The sequence below is a fragment of the Wolbachia endosymbiont of Ctenocephalides felis wCfeT genome, assembly GCF_012277295.1.
Lineage (GTDB): Bacteria > Pseudomonadota > Alphaproteobacteria > Rickettsiales > Anaplasmataceae > Wolbachia.
Map to the genome: position 1 here is coordinate 265,682 of NZ_CP051156.1, position 18,357 is coordinate 284,038.

Genomic DNA, 18,357 nt, shown 5'->3' on the forward strand with positions numbered 1-18,357 from the left:
GTGGCAGTACGCTATCTGCCACTTAAAAACTCACCATTTCCTCTGGCTTTACTATCTTTTCAAATCCTTCTTCAGAAAGTAGCTGCAGTTTTATCGCTGCTTCTTTCAGAGTGATATTCTCTTTATAAGCAAGTTTCGCTATTTTCGCTGCATTGTCATACCCTATATGTGTATTTAATACAGTGACTAACATTAGTGATTGATTTAGTAAATTCTTTATTCTCTCTTCATTTGCTTTAATACCGGTAATGCATTTCTCAGTAAAGTTTAAACTTGCATCAGCCAATAGTCTTATGGATTGCAACACATTGTAAATTATAACTGGCTTAAATACGTTTAGCTCAAAGTGACCATTTGAACCGCCAATAGTAACTGCAACATGATTTCCCATAATTTGAGTACATACCATAGTTACTGCTTCACATTGAGTTGGATTTACTTTACCCGGCATAATCGAAGAACCAGGCTCATTCTCTGGCAATATTATTTCTCCAATACCACACCTTGGACCAGAGCCAAGCAACCTTATGTCATTTGCGATTTTCATTAAACTTACTGCTGCTGTATTTAGTGCACCGCTTAGCTCGACTAACGCATCATTTGCTGCTAATGCCTCAAATTTATTGTCTGCTGAAGTAAATGAAAGATTGGTAATTTTTGCCACTTCTTTAGCAAAATCTTCAGCAAAACCCTTTTTGGTATTTAATCCCGTACCAACTGCAGTGCCACCCTGTGCAAGTTCATATACGTTGCCTAAGGTTGACTTTACCCTATCTATTCCCTTTTTAATCTGTACTGCGTAGCCAGAAAATTCTTGTCCCAAGGTTAAAGGTGTTGCATCTTGTAAATGAGTGCGCCCTACTTTTATTATCTTCTTAAACTCTTCCGCTTTACTATTTAACACTTTGTATAATTCTTCCATATTTGGAATGAGTAAATTATTTATCTGCTCTGCTGCTGCTATATGCATTGCTGTTGGAAAAGTGTCATTGGATGATTGACCATAATTTACGTGGTCGTTTGGATGAACTGGAGATTTGCTACCTAAATTACCATTTAGAATTTCTATAGCACGGTTACTAATCACTTCATTCATATTCATGTTAGTCTGCGTTCCAGATCCAGTTTGCCAAACCACAAGTGGAAACTCGTTGTTAAATTTTCCATCTATGATTTCCTCTGCGACTGTGCAGATTGCGTTTCCAACTTGGTTTTCAATGCTACCATTCCTTATGTTAACACGTGCTGCTGCAAGCTTTACTATTGCCAATGCTTTAATTAAAGGCTCTGGCATTTTTTCCGTGCCAATTTTAAAATTCTCTAAAGAGCGCTGTGTTTGTGCTCCCCAATAATGTTCACTTGGTACTTTGATTTCTCCCAAGCTATCTGACTCTGTTCTAGTTTGTTCCATTTTTTTTTAATTTTCTAAAAAATATCTTGCAGTGAGTAAAAAGTCAATTACAATCAGTCTTGTATAAGCTTTCTAAAAAGAGAGCGAAGTACCATTTGAAAATTGCGCAAGACTCTCCTTTTTCCTGTAATGTAGCTTGCGCATCATTTATTTAAACTCACATACTTATACATAGGAGGCAATCATGCAGAGTACATTGAAAAAACATTTAGCTGGTGAATTACTTACCATTGCTACATGTTGGAAGTTAACACTCATCGATAAAAGAGTGAAGGGGTTTACTGATTGTGATAATGATTTAAGCATTGGCAATACAACGTATAAATCTTCAAGTGGATTTACAGCAAGTCACGTTATACTAAATGGCAATTTAAGGACTGATAATCTGGAAATTGAAGGAATATTAAATAGTAATGATATTAAAGAAGAAGAAGTTTTGGCAGGGAAATACGACTTTGCCAGTATTGAAATATTTCTTGTAAATTACAATGATTTGAACCAGGGAAAAATGATTCTACGTTCAGGAACTTTTGGTAAAATAACACTGAATAATGGTAGATTTATTGTTGAGATCAAAGGACTTTCAGCACAGCTTGAAAAAAGCATAGGAGAACTGTATTCTCCAACATGCAGGGCACAATTTTGTGATGATAAGTGTAGAGCAGATACTAAGAAATTCAATAAGATAAGTGTAATTACTAAAGTAATAGATGAAAGAAGTTTCGAAGATAGAAATTTAACTGAGAGTGATGGGTATTATAAACATGGAATAGTAAGATTCTTAGCATACAAAGAATTCGAGTGTGTTGTTAAGGAATACAAAAATAAAATAGTTACGTTGTTTATTCCGCCCCCGTGTCAAATTTCTGCTGGGAATCGATACTCAATACTTGCAGGTTGTGATAAAACATTTTCAACGTGTAAAAATAAATTCGACAACGCTATTAATTTTCGAGGTGAACCTTGTATACCAGGCTATTATAGTTAATAGATTTCTTGTATATTATTCGCCGACGTGGGTGTTATCATATGACATGACTTTTACAGGAATAACTTATGTATTATCCGTTCCCTGTTCTTGTGACTTAAAGCACTTAGGAACAAACATATCGCTTAACACGCTTCCAGCAGCTTTACGCTTACTTGTGCCATCTTGTGCTGCTCTTTCACTAATTGAACTACAAGTCATTGCGATTGCCATTGTTAATGACATACATAATAATGTTGCTCCTATGACCATTACAGCAATAGCCGATTCAGGAGGAAGGATGTCAGGATAAAAGACAGCAATAATTCCATATGCTATAAATCCAATATCCACAGCGAAAAAGCCAATAATAGCTGCTGCTCCGTGCATGTTGAAGAAGGTCGGGGTTTTTTTAGTTTTTTTATCTTGTTGATCAGGTGTTGAAATAATGGCCGGATAACTTAAATCCCTCTCGTCTATATATATAAGAGGACCAAGGTCTTGTTGTTCGTTCGTTTCAGAGCTTGCGTTTTGTGGCTCAAGTGTTGAAGTAGTAGCCTGCTCATTTAAATCTTCATTATTTGTCTGTGTCGGCACTTGAGAATCAAAGCCTTGTATTATTCGTCTGATAATTTCAAAGCTTTCGTCGTGAATAGTTTCAGCGTAATCAAGTGGTTTGTAACGAGATATTTCCCCATTTTTTGTTATAGTATAACAAGTAGTAGTAAGAACTTTTTTGGGCACTCCTGCCTCTTTAGCATGACATAGTATATAATTAGCAAGCGTAATATTATTTTTGTGCAAAGCATATGCAAGCGGCATGTAATTGTATATTTCCCCATTTTTTTCTCTAACTGCACAATAAGAAAAAAACATTTTTTCTAATATACCTACCCTTCTAGCTCTACCCAGTACATCGCCAATAAGCCGAGGATCATTTTTTTCTATAGTATATTCAAGAACGCCTGCAAGTGGCGTGGTATTATATATTTCCCCATTTTCTTTTTTAGTATAACAAGTAGTAGTGAGAACTTCTCTTAACTCTATTGCCTCTTTAGCTTTATCCAATATATCACAAATAATCTGAGGATCTTTTTTTTCCTTAGCATAATCAAGAGCACATTCAAACGGCGTGCGACTAGTTGTTACCCCATTTTTTTCTAGAGTAGTAACACAGTGGGAAATAAGAATGTTGTTTAATATATCTACCTCTTTATCTTTATCCAATATGCCGTTAACAAACTCAATAATACGGTAATCTTTAGCAAAAACATAAATAATTCCAAGCAGTGATCCAATACCGTCTAGATTGCCGTTCTTTGTTGGAATTTTTATTTTTCGAGTAGCTGTGAGAACTGCCTTTATATCTTCTGGCCTGTGGATTGCCAATGTCGGATTAATTTCATCATTATTTTCTATTTGATGTTGTAGCGTAATAAATAATGATTTTTGCTCTGGTGTTAAACTATCGTATGACACACTTTACTCCTTAATTTCAAAATCAATATAGTTAATTATTGCATAATTTTATGAAAAAGTCAATTATTCTGGTAATTTATGCTTAATTAAATATAATGTTAATAAGTAAATAAAATTTAATATAATTTTATTATACTTGGTGAATGCATTACACAAGATAAATGTATGGAAGAGTCCATAACTGCAAGAAGAAAAGATGATGCTGTGATCTCTGTCTGTCAGGATAATGAAAAAAAAACTTTATTGATTTTAGGGTTAAATCAAGTTGCAAGTGATTTATTAAAATATGAAAAAGAAAGTCTTCTTAATAGGCCGTTAGTTGATATTTTAAATGTAAGGGTGGCTGATAGTATAAAAGATAGTTTAGATTATACCGAAGATGGATATGATTTATTAGATATATTACATAAAGTGATAGATTTTTCTTTAATTGACGCTAAATGGCAGATTATCAGGGTAAAAGTTAAAGTTTTTCGCACTACACAATTCGTTAGTAATAAAATAAATTACGAGCTACTAATACGGGATATTAGCTTATTCTATAAATTAGGAATCTTTAGAAGGTGTCTGCAAAGTATGTAGAAAAGTAGAAAAAAGGACAATTATGTGATACAAGGATAACTTTAACATGTATCCAAGTGACATAAAAGACAGTGAATGGGAAATTTTAAAGCCATATTTTGAGCCAAAAAAGACAGGTAGACCAAGAAAACACGATATTAGAACAATTATTAATGCAATAAGGTACGTAATGAGAACAGGCTGCCAATGGAGACAATTACCTAAGGATTTCCCACCATGGAAGACAATTTACAGTTGGAACACACGACTAAAAAACACTGGAAAATGGCAAGAAATACACGATATTTTAGTAAAAAAAGTAAGGGAGGTAGTTGGTAAAAGAGCCACACCATCAGTTGGAATAATTGACAGCCAATCAGTAAAAACGACTCAAAAAGGGGGGCCAGAGGTTACGATGCTGGCAAGAAAATAAAAGGTCGAAAACGGCATATTATTGTAGACACGCTAGGACTCGTGATTACGGCAGATGTACACAGTGCAAGCATCCAAGACCGCGAGGGAGCTTTAGATCTTCTGGTAAAAGCAAAACAAAAAATACCAACATTACAGAGGTTTTTTGCTGATCAAGGATACACAGGTAACCTTAAAAACAGATGCTTAATAAAAACAGGATGTTTATTTACAATAGCAAAAAAAGCTCCTAATATTGCGGGATTTGAGGTTATACCGAAGCGTTGGATTGTTGAAAGAACTTTTGCTTGGCTTTCCAATTTTAGGCGTATGAGTAAGGATTATGAGCATTCTCCTCAAACTTCGGAAACCAATATTTTCTTTAATATGACTACTATTATGCTTACTAAATTAGCTAATTCTTGAGTTTGCAGACACCTTCTTAGAGGTGAATATCTTGCTGGCAAAAAATATAAAGACCACTTTTTATTTGGCATACCAGACGATGAATCTACTATTTTGGAGTTATATGTCATATTAAATTTCTCTCTTAAATATAAAATCGATGCAGCAGTAGGATTAATTGGCCTAAACAGTAGCTGTGAGACAGATGATGCGCTCAAAACTGTAATAGAGCATTTTCAAAAAAATTGCCGTATTGATGATTTTCTTGGTTATACCGATAGGAACAAAGTGCTTTTCATTCTGATCAATTGTGATAAAAAAAGCACACCTAAAATAATTAAGCGTATTCACTCTGCTATTAATAAGCAATTACTAAAGCAAAAATTACCAAGTATATCGATAACTTACGGTAATATAGCTCAGAAGCTATAAACATAATACAAAGAATTGGAGTTTTCTATGGAAAATGAATCTAGGTATAGCCTTCTTTCTGCCCTGCTTGCAATAAACCCCAAGTGTGAGTCATAAGATTTCGTCGCTTATAAAATAAATTTAAAGTTTTTTTAATAAAACGCAAAAATTATCTATTTACTAATTATTTATTACTTGCATGCTATATTGATAATACTTTAATTGGTAGGGTAGGATATGAGAAGTAAAAGTTTTTCCAGTGATTTCAAGGCTGGTGCAAAATTTGGTATTTATGTCTATATTGCGAGTATAATCTTTGGGCCAGCACTTCTTGTTATTGCTCCTCCTTTATTTTTACCAGCCGCCTTACTTGTTATGAATCCCATAGCTTGTATAGGTTTGGGGGTAGTCGTTGCACTAATATCTGGAATAGGTGGAATTATTGTGAAACCCTTAGCTGACCCCTTTACGGATTTTGTTAACAAAAAAATACGCAAACCTTTAGTCAATTTAGCCAGTTCAGTTAAAAATTTTATTAATGAAAAAGTAAGAAAGCCTTTAAGTAATCTGATGACAAAGATTTTTAGCGAAGAGGAGGAGAGCAAAGGAACTACTGCCTTAGGCAATACAGCAAGAGTAGCGTCAACAGTGCTAGCTTTTTCATTGTTTGGCCCTATAGGTGGTTTAGTAGTTGGAGCTTTAGCGCTAGTAGATTATGCATCAAAAGGTAAGCTCTCTGTAGCAGGAAAAAATATTTCGCTCGGTATAGGAAGTGTCTTAAAAAGTACGTTAGAGCCATATGAGAAAAAGCAAGAAATTGAAATAGATACTGCAAAGAAAGATTTGGATGTAAAAGAACATAGTAACTTCAAAAATTTAAATGACAAAGTCAAAGTGCAGGCTAAAGAGCTTGGCAAGGAGTTTAAAGAAGCAACAGTAAGCGATGAAGCGACTCAAATCACTAACACTTCAAAGCAACAAGGTATAGGATGTTGATAGTTAATATACCTGCTAAATCCCTGACAAGAGCAAGGAAATAGGAAAGCTTGTTAGATGGGTGCACTATTTATGAAGCTATGGAAGGATATTTGAAAGATCAGGGAAATTTTTTCAGCCGTCACCTTCGCCATCTTTCTGAGGCAATAGCTACTTGAAAGTGCTAAAGAGGAAATGGTAGCAGAAATGTATCCATTCAGCCGGGCGGTAAAATAAAGAGTAGACAAGGAATGCTAAAAAGGTAAACTAGAGTGGCTATGAGGTAATATGGTTGATCTTTTAGGATTTTGCGAAAGTTTAAGCAGACTATAGAAAAGTTAGAAACAAAAATAGAAGAGCTTAAAGCAGAAAATAAAGCGCTAAGGATCGAAAACGCTGAGTTAAAAGAAAGGCTTGGCTTAAGTTCAAAAAATTCATCTATACCAAGCTCCAAAGAATTATATAAGATGAGGGAAAATAAGCCAAAAAGTGACAGGAAAGTAGGAGCACAGGTTGGACATAAAGGCAGTTACCGCCCTAAAATGGAGGCAGATGAGATGGTAAAAATAGAACTGCCCAATACGTGTGAGTGCGGAGGAGAAATTGCGGTATCAAAAGATCCGTATACTCATCAAAAGGTCGATTTGCCGGAAATCAAGCCGTATGTAGTTGAATATCAACTAGAGCATGGACGTTGCAAAAGATGTGGAAAAAGAAAAAGTAGCAAGCTACAAGAAGGAGTAACTGCGGACACATTTGGTCCAAGAGTTAAGTCAGTAATTGCAGCATTAAGTGGATTTTACAAGAATTCGAAAAAAGAAGTGGCAAATATTATAAAGGACATTTTCAACCTGGATATCAGCGTCGGTAGTGTATCAAATAGCGAGGCTAGAGTGGCAGAAAAATGCCAAGAAGCATATGAGCAAATTGAGGAAGAGGTAAGCAAGAGCAAAATTTTACATATCGATGAAACTAGCCATTACAACAAAGGTAAACAGGGCTGGTGCTGGATGTTTGCGAGCAAAATAGGAAGTGTGATCAAATTGACAGAGTCAAGAGGGATGAAAGTCCTGGAAAATAGTAAATTTGGAAAGAATAACAACCTAGTAGTGACCGACAGATATGCAGCTTACAACTACTTTTCCAGCAAGAAAAGGCAGGTCTGTTGGGCACATTTAGCAAGAGATTTTGAAAGGTTGTCTCATAGTTGGAATAGCGAAGTGAAAGTTTTGGGGTATTATTTAAGGAATGTTGCTACTGAATTATTTGCATTGAAAAAAGCTCTGTTAAAGGATGAAATAGACACATTAAGGTTCATAAGAAGAGCAAGAAAATTACGCAAGCGAACGAGATATTACTTAAAGAATATATCAAATTTACCCGAGGCAATTGGAGCGTCTCGAGTAGCAAAAAATATCATGAAATCGGATCTGATGATGTGGAAATTTTTGGACGATCCAGAAAATATTCCACTGACAAACAACTATGCTGAGCGACAGATTCGGCATTACGTTGTTTACCGAAAAGTTTCATATTTTACACAATCGAAACGGGGAAATATGTTTCTTGAGAGGATAATTTCATTGTACTTGACTTGGAGGCAAAAGAAGTTAAATCCTTTTCAAAACCTACTGGCTATTGCTTCTTAAGCCATACACCTGAATGGATACCTGGCCTACCTTTGAATTATGCTATATCAGAAAACAATATTCCGGCTATTGAAAGTATCTTAGAAACGTGTAATGACACTGATAAGTATTGTAGCTTGGGAAGAGGTTTTTTACAACGATATTGGTAAGGGTGAAGCTGATGGTAGTAAAAAAGATGCATGGAAGTACCTTTTCGACAAGCATAAAGATGTTACTAGCTCAATTCTTGAAGCAGGTGTATTTAGGTATAGGTTTAGTAAAAAGGAGCTAGATAAATTAATTGAAAAAGTTAATAATGGAAATTATAAGGAAGTGGTATATACGATTCAAAAAAGGCAATTACATTTACAGTATGCACAGTTTGCTATGGGTGTTGCATTGTCAGGTGCTTCGACTTGTATGGTTTCTAGTAGTTTTGTATGGCCAGCAACTATACTTTCTACACCTGAAGAAGCGCTTGCAGCTGCTTGTATTACAATATTAGTAGGCTTATTATTATTAGGAGGGGGGATATTCGTTACTTTTAATGCTTTTAGTAAGTTGGACGACATTAAAACTTCTCAACATAAAGAAACAGTAACTTGTGTTAGCTAGAACCAAAAGTTGATACCCTGAAAGCAGAGAACAATAAATTAAGAGCAAAAATAATTGAGCTATTGCTTTCACAAGGGCACTAAGGTCTTAATGGTCTTGTGCCCTTGTGAAAGCAATAGCTCATTTTGAGTGAGCTTGATTATTTACTTCTATAACCATGGCTCTGTATCTCAGTACTACTTAAATTACTGCTAGGAACTTCAATATCCCAGTCACGAGCTTTACCTGTCTTTCATGCTTGGATAAATTGCAAATGAGTATTATCCACTTTTTCCTTAGTAAATTCCTCTTTGGGCAGTGATTTTTCATGAGATGCTTCTTTTTTTCCTGTAAGCAATCTTGCAATTACATTCAACAAGGACAAATTACTATCCACATTTACTGCTACAGAATGCTGTAAAGATTTAGGTTGCTCCGTACTTATAGCTGGCAAACCTGCTACAGGATCTACTGCTGTATGTGCGATTGTATTTATCAATAATGATGGCTTACTTGCTCCACTTACGGCATTTGAAGCGTCAATACTGCGATGTCTACGACCACTATTTGCTTCCCGTTGATTCAATAGATCTGAAGGAGCTTTACCAGAATTGTCTTCATTAACGGCATTAACGATAGCTCCTCTTTCTACAAGGTACTCAATTATATTCTCTTCACCGCTTTCAGCAGCAGAGTGTAAAGGAGTTATTCCAGCCTTATCGGACAGCATTAATGTCTATTCCTTTGCAAGAAAGAAGTAATTCTACTATATCTTTTCGGCCTTTTTCAGCAGCCAAGTGTAGAGGAGTCTTACCACTTCTTTCCTCAGTTACATTAACATCAGCGCCTTTATTTATCAAAAAGCTTGCTACCTCCAATTGATCTACCTCAATTGCGTATAATAAAGGCGCGCTATGATATCTTCCTCCAACATTAATGTTAGCACCGCTATTCAAGAGAAGTTCTACCATATTTAAGTTTCCCTCTACAATTGCTGCATGCAAAGGCTTACCAAAACGTTCTACATCAGAATTAACATCAGCTCCTTTTTCTATAAGGTACTCTGCTATATCTAAGTCACCTTGGTAAGCAGCAGCATGTAAAAGTGTCTCGCCAATATGGTTCCTAGTATTAACATTTGCACCTTTCTCAATGTATTCTTTAACCTTTTCAAGATTAGGCTCTTCTACAGCATCAACTAGTTCTAAGTTGAGCTGTTCCGGAAATATCGTTGTGCTAGTAGTTTCTTGTAATTCTATAATTTGCTGCTCCGTTGTAACTTGTTCTTCTTCACTAGCTCCTTTTTCTATAAGGTACTCTCTAATGCCTGAATGAGGATACCAATTAGCTATATGCAAAAGTGGCTGTCCATACTGATTTCTAACATTAACATCAGCACCTTTCTCAACAAGCTCTTTTACTTTCTTAAGATCATTTTGTTCTACAGCATTAATGAGCGATAAGTCGAGTCCAGGATCTAGGTCATGAGATATTGTAGTACTAGCTTGAGTAGTAACTTTTTGATCATTCCACTTTCCACTTACCAGCTCATGTTCACTTAACCATAAATTAAAAATAAGTTCTCCTATATCAAATATACTCCGCTTTGAACGATTTTCACTAACTGTTGTACTGTTAAAATTTAAAGACTGTGATTGTTCACCAGTACTATTTTGTTGAGTTGTATTTTGCTTACTTAATCCCATTTTCACCCCCTTAAGTTGAGACAATTAAACTATTTATGCTTAAAATTAAATAACTTATATAAAATTTTAAGTACGCATATATTTTACATAAGCATTTTTAATGTCAACAGATTTTTATGTAAAATGTTTATAAATAAAAACTTATATGTCAGATGTGTAGTCCAAGAGTATAATGGTATGGATTAAGCATAAATAATTCAGCACCCTTACTTGGATGCAGTAGTTCTCAAGGAATTACCCTTCTAAACTCCAAATTGTTTTTTGTAATGTTGTCTATGTTGTTCGTACAGTCGTGCATCACACGCTGTAATGACAGCTTTTGGAGCAATAAGAAAAATGGGGCAGTTTGCCCCATTTATTATTAGAATCCGCCCATGCTGCCCATTGCACCTGCACCCATAGGAGATGTAGCGTCTTCTTTATTTGGCACATCAACTATCATGGATTCAGTGGTAATGAGAACACTTGCAACAGACATAGCTGTTTCAAAAGCAATACGAACTACTTTTGCTGGATCAATAACACCAGCGGTGAATGCATTAGCATAATCCATAGCTTCAACATTGTATATAAGCTCTCTGTCGTTTTGTTTAATTAGATGATTAATTATAACAGCAGGTTCAAGACCAGCATTTTTAACCAATCTCTTAATCGGAGCACTCAGAACTTTTTTGATAATATTTATCCCTATTTGTTCCTCGTCGTTTGCACCTTTTAACTTATCAAGAGCAGATGAAGCATAAAGAAGTGCAACTCCACCACCTGGAACTATTCCTTCTTCGATTGCAGCTCTTGTTGCATGCAATGCATCTTCAACTCTATCTCTACGCTCTTTAACTTCTACTTCAGTTGCTCCACCAACTTTGAGCACTGCAACACCACCTGATAATTTCGCTAAACGTTCTCTTAGCTTTTCTTTATCGTAGTCAGAAGTTGAAGCGTCAATTTGAGATTTGATTTGCTCAATTCTAGCTTTTACTGTGTCAGATTCACTATTTTCACTAACAATTGTAGTGTTATCTTTAGTGATTTTAACATTTTTAGCAGTACCAAGATCTTCAAGACTTAAATCTTCCATCTTGATTCCAAGTTCGTCTTTTATGACATATTTAGCACCAGTCAAAGTTGCTATGTCTTCAAGCATTTCTTTTCTTCTGTCGCCAAAACCTGGAGCTTTTACTGCAGCAACTTTTAAACCACCACGCAATTTATTGATAACCAAAGTACTTAGTGCTTCACCTTCAATATCCTCTGCGATAATAAGTAGAGGTCTACCAGATTTAACAATAGCTTCAAGAATAGGCAGTAAAGGTTGAATAATGTTAAGTTTTTTTTCTGTTATGAATAAATATGGATCGTCAAGTTCCACCAGCATTTTTTCATTGTTTGTAATAAAGTATGGAGAAAGATAACCACGATCAAACTGCATACCGGTAGTAAGTTCAACTTCTAATTCTTTAGAGCCCTTACTTTCCTCAACAGTGATCACTCCTTCTTTTCCAACTTTTTTGACGGAATCAGCAATGCTACTACCAATATCTTTGTCGCCATTTGCAGAAATGATTGCAACTTGTGCCACTTCATCCATTTTCTCCAAGGAAATTGTACGAGACATTGATGCAATTTCTTTTAATACCACCTCTTTTGCCTTTTGCATTCCGTTTTTGATACAAATACTATCATTTCCAGCAGCAATTGATTTCATAGCTTCCATTATCATGTTGCTAGTTAGTATTGAACACGTTGTTGTGCCATCACCAACTTTGTCATTGCATTGAGAAGCACTCTGAGCAATAAGATTTACTATGGCAGCCTCTGCTCGATCTTCAGGTTTTATACTTTTTGCTGCTTTATAACCATCTTTTGTACCTTCTGGTGAACCATAAGGCTTATCAATTATAACTATCCCTCCTCTGGGACCCGCAGTTGCTCCGACGGTAAATTCCACTATTTCTGCACCTTTACGAACAACGTTTCGCAGATGCTCGCCTGATATTACCACATTAGTAGTAGTCATTTTATCACCTCTTAATTAATAAAAAAATTTAAAAAACTATAATAAATAATGCGTATTGCTACGCCTTGTTTTAATTTAATCAAAATAAAAATTGCTACTCATTAATAACAGCAAGTATATCTGACTCTTTCATTACAATAAATTTCTGGTCATCATGCTTTATTTCTGTTCCGGCATATGTACGATAAAACACTTTATCACCAGCTTTTACAGTTAAAGATACACGTTCACCGCTTGAATTACGCGAACCTTCACCAGTTGCGATAATTTTACCTTTTACAGGTTTTGCCTCAGCGCTTGATGGTAACATAATCCCACCCTTATTTTCTTCGCTAATAGGCTCTATCAGTACGCTGTCATGCAGCACTTTTAAGTTTACATTTGACATTTACTTTTCCTCAATAAGTTAACTTATTAGTTATATATATACTTGGAAAGTATATTTCAAGGGCTATAATCTATAAATATGCGATTAGAAGCAAATTTTTAGAATTTTTATGAGTTATATACCATTACCAAATCGTGGTGTGATAGCACTATACGGACCAGATACGAAAAATTTTTTGCAGGGTATTATAACCAATGATATCAATAAATTAAATGATCAGAAAGCTATCTATTCTTTATTGCTCAACCCTCAAGGAAAATATTTATATGACTTTTTTCTTATTGAGTATGATAAATACATTTTTTTGGAGTGTGAAAAGGCACATTTGCAGCAATTGATTGAAAAATTAGACTTGCTTAAAACATACCTAAAAGTAAGAATCAAAGATGTCAGTTTGCTATATAAGATTGTGGTTCTACTTGACTCTAAATTAAATGAATGTAGCAGTGAGTCGCAAATCATTTTTCAAGATCCAAGACACTCTTCGTTAGGAATGAGAATAATACATAAAGATGAAATAAAAGAGCCAGTTATGGATTTTTGCGAATATGAAAAAATCAGAATTCAAAATCTCATTCCAGATGGCGCAAAAGATATGGTACAAAATTCGTCATTTCCACTGCAATATTTAATTGATCAGGTAAATGGTATAAGTTTCACTAAAGGGTGTTATATAGGTCAAGAAGTTGTGAATCGTATGAATCGTGTGAGAGTTCAAGAAGGAGCGCTGAGAAGAAGGCTTTATCTTATTAAAGGAGATGATGCACTTCCAAGTATTGGCACAAAAATAACAAATAATAATGATGAAGAAGTAGGGGAGTTACGTTCTAGTATAGATAATATAGGTCTTGCATTACTTAGCAGTGCTAAAGATCATATAGATTTGCGTGTTGGCGGAGTTAAAGTTATAGCCCTTCTTGTAGCAACTGAAGGAGAGCAAGACGAGAAAATTAAGAAGATATGAAACATATATCTGGAAGCGATTTAATAGACCAATTGCCTGCTATAAAGATGCATGGCACTGGTAACAATTTTGTGATTATAGATTCACGCTCACGTCTGTACGAACATTGCAATACGGTACCGACAGTGCGTGCTGTACGAACATTTACGCAAGAAGTGGTGTCATCCCAGTGCTTGACACTGGGATCCAGAAATCTTGATTATAATTACAGAGAGATTGCTAGTAAGAACAATTGCGATCAGGTCATAGTAATAACTAACTCCAGCATAGCAGACTGCTTTATGCATATTTACAATGCTGATGGCAGCAAAGCTGAAATGTGCGGAAATGCAGCGCGTTGTGTTGGATATCTGCTAATGTTAGAAAGTAATACCGAGCATGCCACCATTGAATTAATCAATAAACGCATCTTAGAATGCTTTAGAGTAGGTAATAAGTCCATAAAGGTCAATATGGGCAAACCGTTATTCAAATGGCATGAAATCCCTTTATCTACTAAATGCGATACCCTTCATTTACCTATTGAAGTTGAAGTATTAAAAGATCCAGTGGCTGTAAATATCGGTAATCCTCACATAATTTTTTTTGTTGATAATGTAGATGAGGTGCCACTGCAGAGTTTGGGACCAAAACTGGAAAATCATACGTTATTTCCTCAAAAAGTTAATGTTAGCGTTGCACAAATTGAAAAATCTGGAGAAATAAACTTAAGAACTTGGGAAAGAGGTACGGGCATCACTGCTTCATGCGGTAGTGCGGCTTGTGCGGCACTGGTTGCATCTATACTTCGTGGGTATATTACTGCTCAACAGGCTACAGTAAACTTAGCAGGAGGTAAGTTGTTAATTGAGTGGAAAAATGACATATATATGACTGGCGATATAGGGTTTTAAACAACCTTTTCTTTATTCATCACTTCTAATACTTTTTTACCAATCACTGCAGGCGTTTCTGCAATAGCAATACCAGCACTTTTCATAACCTCAAGTTTTGCACCAGCACTTCCACCACTTGAAGAGATAATTGCTCCGGCATGTCCCATACGCCTTCCAGGAGGTGCTGTTTGCCCAGCGACAAAACCAACAATTGGTTTTTTGGTTTTTTCTGTTTTTACAAAATGCGCTACATCCTCTTCTTCATTCCCACCTATTTCACCAATGACTACAATACCGTGAGTATCATCATCTTTTAAAAAGAGCTCCATGCAGTCAACAAATGTCATACCATGAACAGGATCTCCTCCAATTCCAATACACGTTGATTGGCCAAGACCAACTGCCGTTGTTTGTGCCACTGCTTCATAGGTTAAAGTTCCAGAACGAGACATAATTCCTACATGCCCACGCTTATGAATATGGCCTGGCATAATTCCTATTTTGCATTCTTGAGGTGTGATAATTCCAGGACAGTTAGGACCAATAAGCCGGCTTTTTGAATCCATAAGTGCACGCTTAACTTTTACCATATCAAGTATAGGAATACCCTCTGTAATACAGACTATTAACTCTATTCCAGCATCTATCGCTTCAAGTATAGCGTCTGCAGCGAATTTAGCAGGTACATATATTACTGTAGCATTTGCATCAGTTTTGTCTTTTGCTTCTGCTACAGTGTTAAAAATTGGCAGATTAAGGTGAGTGCTCCCACCTTTTCCAGGAGTTACACCACCAACCATTTTTGTTCCATAAGCGATAGCTTGCTCAGAATGAAACGTACCTTGTGCACCAGTGAAACCCTGGCATATTAATCTCGTATCTTTATTTACTAATACAGACATATTTTTTACTTAACCTCTTTTACTATTTTTTGTGCAGCCTCATCAAGCTCATCTGCAGCAATAATATTTAATCCCGATTCCTCTAAGATTTTTTTTCCTTCTTTGAAATTAGTACCTGATAACCTCACCACTAGAGGAACTTTAATGCTCATCTCTTTTGCAGCTTCAACAATGCCATTTGCAATGATATCGCAACGCATTATGCCGCCAAATATGTTTACCAAAATCCCTTTTACGTTGCTATCAGATAATATTATCTTAAATGCCTCAGTAACAGTTTCTTTGCTTGCTCCTCCACCAACATCCAAAAAGTTAGCCGGCTCAGCTCCATAGTACTTTATTATGTCCATTGTTGCCATAGCAAGACCTGCACCGTTTACCATACAACCAATGCTACCATCCATCTTTATATAGCTTAACCCAAACTTAGAAGCTTCTATTTCTTCTTTTACTTCTTCATCTAAATCACGCAATTCTAAGATATCTGGATGACGATATAGAGCATTGTCATCAAAGTTAATTTTGGCATCAAGTGCAATAAAATCTCCTGAGTTTGTTTCAACTAGAGGATTAATCTCTATTTGACTTGCATCAGTTGCAATAAATGCATCGTATATATTTTTTGCAACATTTGTTATCTTTTCTACTTGTTCTGAATTAAGGCTAAAACTTGATTCTAACTTATTCCTATCAAAGCTTGTGAAGCCAGCGGCAGGATCAATGTCTATTTTCACGATTTTATCAGGAGAGCTTTTTGCTACTTCTTCAATATCCATTCCACCTTCTGAAGAAAATATAAATGTTGGCCTGCTTAATTTTGGATCAACTACTATACTCAAATAGTATTCTTTTTTAATGCTTGAGCCCTCTTCGATATATACTCTTTTTACTTCTTGCCCGCTTGGCCCGGTCTGGTGAGTAACTAAAGTCATGCCGAGCATGCTCTTGATGAACTGTTTAGCTTCTTCAATTGTTTTTGCAAGTTTTACGCCACCTGCTTTACCTCTACCACCTGCATGAATTTGAGCTTTAACCACAAATATATCAGAATTTAATTGATCTATTTGTGACTCTATTCCTTTTGCAGATGTAGTAACAAAACCTTTTGGTACCGGAACGTTAAATTTATGCAAAACTTCCTTTGCTTGATATTCGTGAATATTCATAAAATAACCTAAAATTACCAACCGTAACGCTGTCTTCTACACTCTTGCTGATGCTTCTTTTTTCTTGCTTCAGCTTTCTTTTTAGCTCTCTTTTCTGATTTCTTTTCATGATATTGTTTTTTCATTTTCAATCCTCTCCCTTCCTTTTGAATTGTTTTCTTCAATGCTGGAAAGGCTCTATCTACATCACCATGATGAACTGATACTTCAATCAAATTCTGTACCTCCGTGTGGTTAAAAATCATTTATAAATTAGAAAGTTAACATTGTCAATTATTTTATAAATTTTAGCAAGAAAGCTTACAATAGTATTTGCTTTGTAGTTTTGCTAGCCTTGTCTGAAAAAGCCATATCCAGAGAGTTTTTAATTTTTTTCCGTATTTCTTGATCATTTGCATGGCTTATAGTTGTAGCTTTTTCAATTTTTTCTAATGCTTCCTTATATGAGTCCTCATATATATCAATATCTATCGACTGCAATATTATGAGAAATGAAAATAGGTTCGGGTCGGGTATTTTATTGTAGTTCAAAAAGCATAATAACATTTTCTTTACACAGTATTCTATCGCTTTTAATGATAGAGAAAAGATTTTTACATAAAATATAAAACTTTCCATGATCATATCTTTTGATTTCTTAGATAGTTTAATATTTTTAAACAGTTCTTTTGCGAATTTTTCTATTGGTTGTTTTGGCAGATGCAAAGAGAAATCAGTGAAAGACCTTAAGTCAAAATTTGAGCCAAGTATTGTATTAATGGCCTTAGGAACGTTGCTTTTATCCATGCTTATGGAAATAATGAACACAAGACCTTTTATGCCTAGCATGTATTTTATAGATTCTAGAAAATCAACAATAAATTTAGGACGGCATATATCTAAGTTATCGACCATTATATAAATGTTTTTGCCATTTCTAATTTTACCAATAACTTTTGCTAATTCTGTTTTAAAATCATTAATATTTTCTTCTCTTCTCTGCAGGTTATTCAATTCTCTGAGCACAGCACCTATATCTTTTTTATCGGCCTCTTTAGTGGCATCTAGCAATACAGAAAGCATAGCAAGTGGGGATTTGCTGATCAATTTTCCCAATGTATTTAAAGAAAACAACTCTTGGTTTATATTCTTGAACTGCTGTACAATACTCCCCTTTACTTCATATGATGCAAACAGATCTTCGAATAAAAAATTTAAAAAAGAAGGAAGTGGTTGGTCTAGCGCATTAATATCCCATGCACTGTAATAAGCTGCAATTTCACCTTGTTGTTTTAATTCTTTTACCCATTCTTTTAGAAAAAAGGTCTTACCCCATCCATCATATCCCTCTAGAGATATTATCGTAAAAGATTCTTCAACTGTTCTGATTATAGTGTTGAATTTGTTCGCGATTTGCTTATAGTTTAGAAGATCATTTTCCCAAGCTACTACTATTTGAGGTGGCTCATTTTTTCTACGTTTTACAATCGATATAAGTTTTTTAAAGCACATACCTCA

General features: G+C 35.2%; 17 protein-coding genes and 2 pseudogenes. 9 read left to right on the forward strand and 10 right to left on the reverse strand.

Features of this window, described 5'->3' with window-relative positions; genetic code table 11:
• Nucleotides 1-22 precede the first annotated feature (22 nt).
• Nucleotides 23-1,411 carry a class II fumarate hydratase gene (gene fumC / locus HF197_RS01285; protein WP_168463966.1) on the reverse strand — a complete coding sequence of 463 codons (1,389 nt, stop codon included), beginning with the start codon at nucleotides 1,409-1,411 and terminating at the stop codon, nucleotides 23-25.
• A gap of 184 nt (nucleotides 1,412-1,595) precedes the next feature.
• Between fumC and HF197_RS01290 the strand changes: the two genes are divergently transcribed.
• Entirely contained in the window at nucleotides 1,596-2,399 is an 804-nt protein-coding gene (locus HF197_RS01290; RefSeq protein ID WP_168463967.1) for a DUF2163 domain-containing protein, read from the forward strand.
• 66 nt (nucleotides 2,400-2,465) lie between these two features.
• Here the strand turns inward: HF197_RS01290 and HF197_RS01295 are convergent, their stop codons facing one another.
• Entirely contained in the window at nucleotides 2,466-3,857 is a 1,392-nt protein-coding gene (locus tag HF197_RS01295) for a hypothetical protein (RefSeq protein WP_168463968.1), read from the reverse strand.
• Between the two features lie 165 nt (nucleotides 3,858-4,022).
• On the opposite strand from HF197_RS01295, the gene HF197_RS01300 reads away from it, so the two are divergent.
• From HF197_RS01300 to HF197_RS01325, 6 genes and pseudogenes are all read left to right on the forward strand, one after another.
• Nucleotides 4,023-4,439, forward strand: a complete 417-nt coding sequence (locus HF197_RS01300) for a hypothetical protein (RefSeq protein ID WP_246168527.1) — start codon at nucleotides 4,023-4,025, stop codon at nucleotides 4,437-4,439.
• Nucleotides 4,440-4,485: 46 nt separating this feature from the next.
• Nucleotides 4,486-5,255: pseudogene (locus HF197_RS01305) on the forward strand (IS5 family transposase).
• 93 nt (nucleotides 5,256-5,348) lie between these two features.
• Entirely contained in the window at nucleotides 5,349-5,666 is a 318-nt protein-coding gene (locus tag HF197_RS01310) for a hypothetical protein (protein ID WP_246168529.1), read from the forward strand.
• Between the two features lie 216 nt (nucleotides 5,667-5,882).
• Complete coding sequence (locus HF197_RS01315) at nucleotides 5,883-6,641, forward strand: hypothetical protein (RefSeq protein ID WP_168463969.1); 759 nt, start codon at nucleotides 5,883-5,885, stop codon at nucleotides 6,639-6,641.
• Between the two features lie 267 nt (nucleotides 6,642-6,908).
• Nucleotides 6,909-8,269: pseudogene (gene tnpC, locus HF197_RS01320) on the forward strand (IS66 family transposase).
• Nucleotides 8,270-8,362: 93 nt separating this feature from the next.
• Nucleotides 8,363-8,863, forward strand: coding sequence for a hypothetical protein (locus HF197_RS01325; protein WP_168463970.1), 501 nt, complete (start codon nucleotides 8,363-8,365; stop codon nucleotides 8,861-8,863).
• A 232-nt stretch (nucleotides 8,864-9,095) separates the two neighbouring features.
• On the opposite strand, the gene HF197_RS01330 is transcribed toward HF197_RS01325, so the two are convergent.
• From HF197_RS01330 to HF197_RS01345, 4 genes are all read right to left on the reverse strand, one after another.
• Nucleotides 9,096-9,572: an ankyrin repeat domain-containing protein gene (locus HF197_RS01330; RefSeq protein ID WP_168463971.1), complete on the reverse strand. Its 477-nt coding sequence runs from the start codon at nucleotides 9,570-9,572 to the stop codon at nucleotides 9,096-9,098.
• Nucleotides 9,559-10,548, reverse strand: coding sequence for an ankyrin repeat domain-containing protein (locus tag HF197_RS01335; RefSeq protein WP_168463972.1), 990 nt, complete (start codon nucleotides 10,546-10,548; stop codon nucleotides 9,559-9,561). Before HF197_RS01335 ends, HF197_RS01330 begins: the two co-directional genes overlap by 14 nt.
• 361 nt (nucleotides 10,549-10,909) lie before the next feature.
• Nucleotides 10,910-12,565: a chaperonin GroEL gene (gene groL / locus HF197_RS01340; RefSeq protein WP_168463973.1), complete on the reverse strand. Its 1,656-nt coding sequence runs from the start codon at nucleotides 12,563-12,565 to the stop codon at nucleotides 10,910-10,912.
• 94 nt (nucleotides 12,566-12,659) lie between these two features.
• Nucleotides 12,660-12,953, reverse strand: a complete 294-nt coding sequence (locus HF197_RS01345) for a co-chaperone GroES (protein ID WP_168463974.1) — start codon at nucleotides 12,951-12,953, stop codon at nucleotides 12,660-12,662.
• Nucleotides 12,954-13,062: 109 nt separating this feature from the next.
• Here HF197_RS01345 and ygfZ point away from each other — a divergent pair, with 109 nt between their 5' ends.
• Together ygfZ and dapF are read left to right on the forward strand one after the other, a co-directional pair.
• Nucleotides 13,063-13,917, forward strand: coding sequence for a CAF17-like 4Fe-4S cluster assembly/insertion protein YgfZ (gene ygfZ / locus HF197_RS01350; protein WP_168463975.1), 855 nt, complete (start codon nucleotides 13,063-13,065; stop codon nucleotides 13,915-13,917).
• A complete protein-coding gene (gene dapF, locus HF197_RS01355; RefSeq protein ID WP_246168531.1) occupies nucleotides 13,914-14,810 on the forward strand; it encodes a diaminopimelate epimerase in 897 nt (298 codons plus the stop codon). The genes ygfZ and dapF overlap by 4 nt, the downstream gene beginning before the upstream one ends.
• On the opposite strand, the gene sucD is transcribed toward dapF, so the two are convergent.
• The 4 genes from sucD to HF197_RS01375 form a co-directional block, all read right to left on the reverse strand.
• Nucleotides 14,807-15,694, reverse strand: a complete 888-nt coding sequence (sucD, locus tag HF197_RS01360; RefSeq protein WP_168463976.1) for a succinate--CoA ligase subunit alpha — start codon at nucleotides 15,692-15,694, stop codon at nucleotides 14,807-14,809. The two genes, dapF and sucD, sit on opposite strands and share 4 nt — an antisense overlap.
• A 5-nt stretch (nucleotides 15,695-15,699) precedes the next feature.
• Nucleotides 15,700-16,860 carry an ADP-forming succinate--CoA ligase subunit beta gene (gene sucC, locus HF197_RS01365; protein ID WP_168464861.1) on the reverse strand — a complete coding sequence of 387 codons (1,161 nt, stop codon included), beginning with the start codon at nucleotides 16,858-16,860 and terminating at the stop codon, nucleotides 15,700-15,702.
• Between the two features lie 14 nt (nucleotides 16,861-16,874).
• Nucleotides 16,875-17,075, reverse strand: a complete 201-nt coding sequence (rpsU, locus tag HF197_RS01370) for a 30S ribosomal protein S21 (protein ID WP_168463977.1) — start codon at nucleotides 17,073-17,075, stop codon at nucleotides 16,875-16,877.
• Between the two features lie 85 nt (nucleotides 17,076-17,160).
• Complete coding sequence (locus HF197_RS01375; protein WP_168463978.1) at nucleotides 17,161-18,351, reverse strand: KAP family P-loop NTPase fold protein; 1,191 nt, start codon at nucleotides 18,349-18,351, stop codon at nucleotides 17,161-17,163.
• Nucleotides 18,352-18,357: the final 6 nt, after the last annotated feature.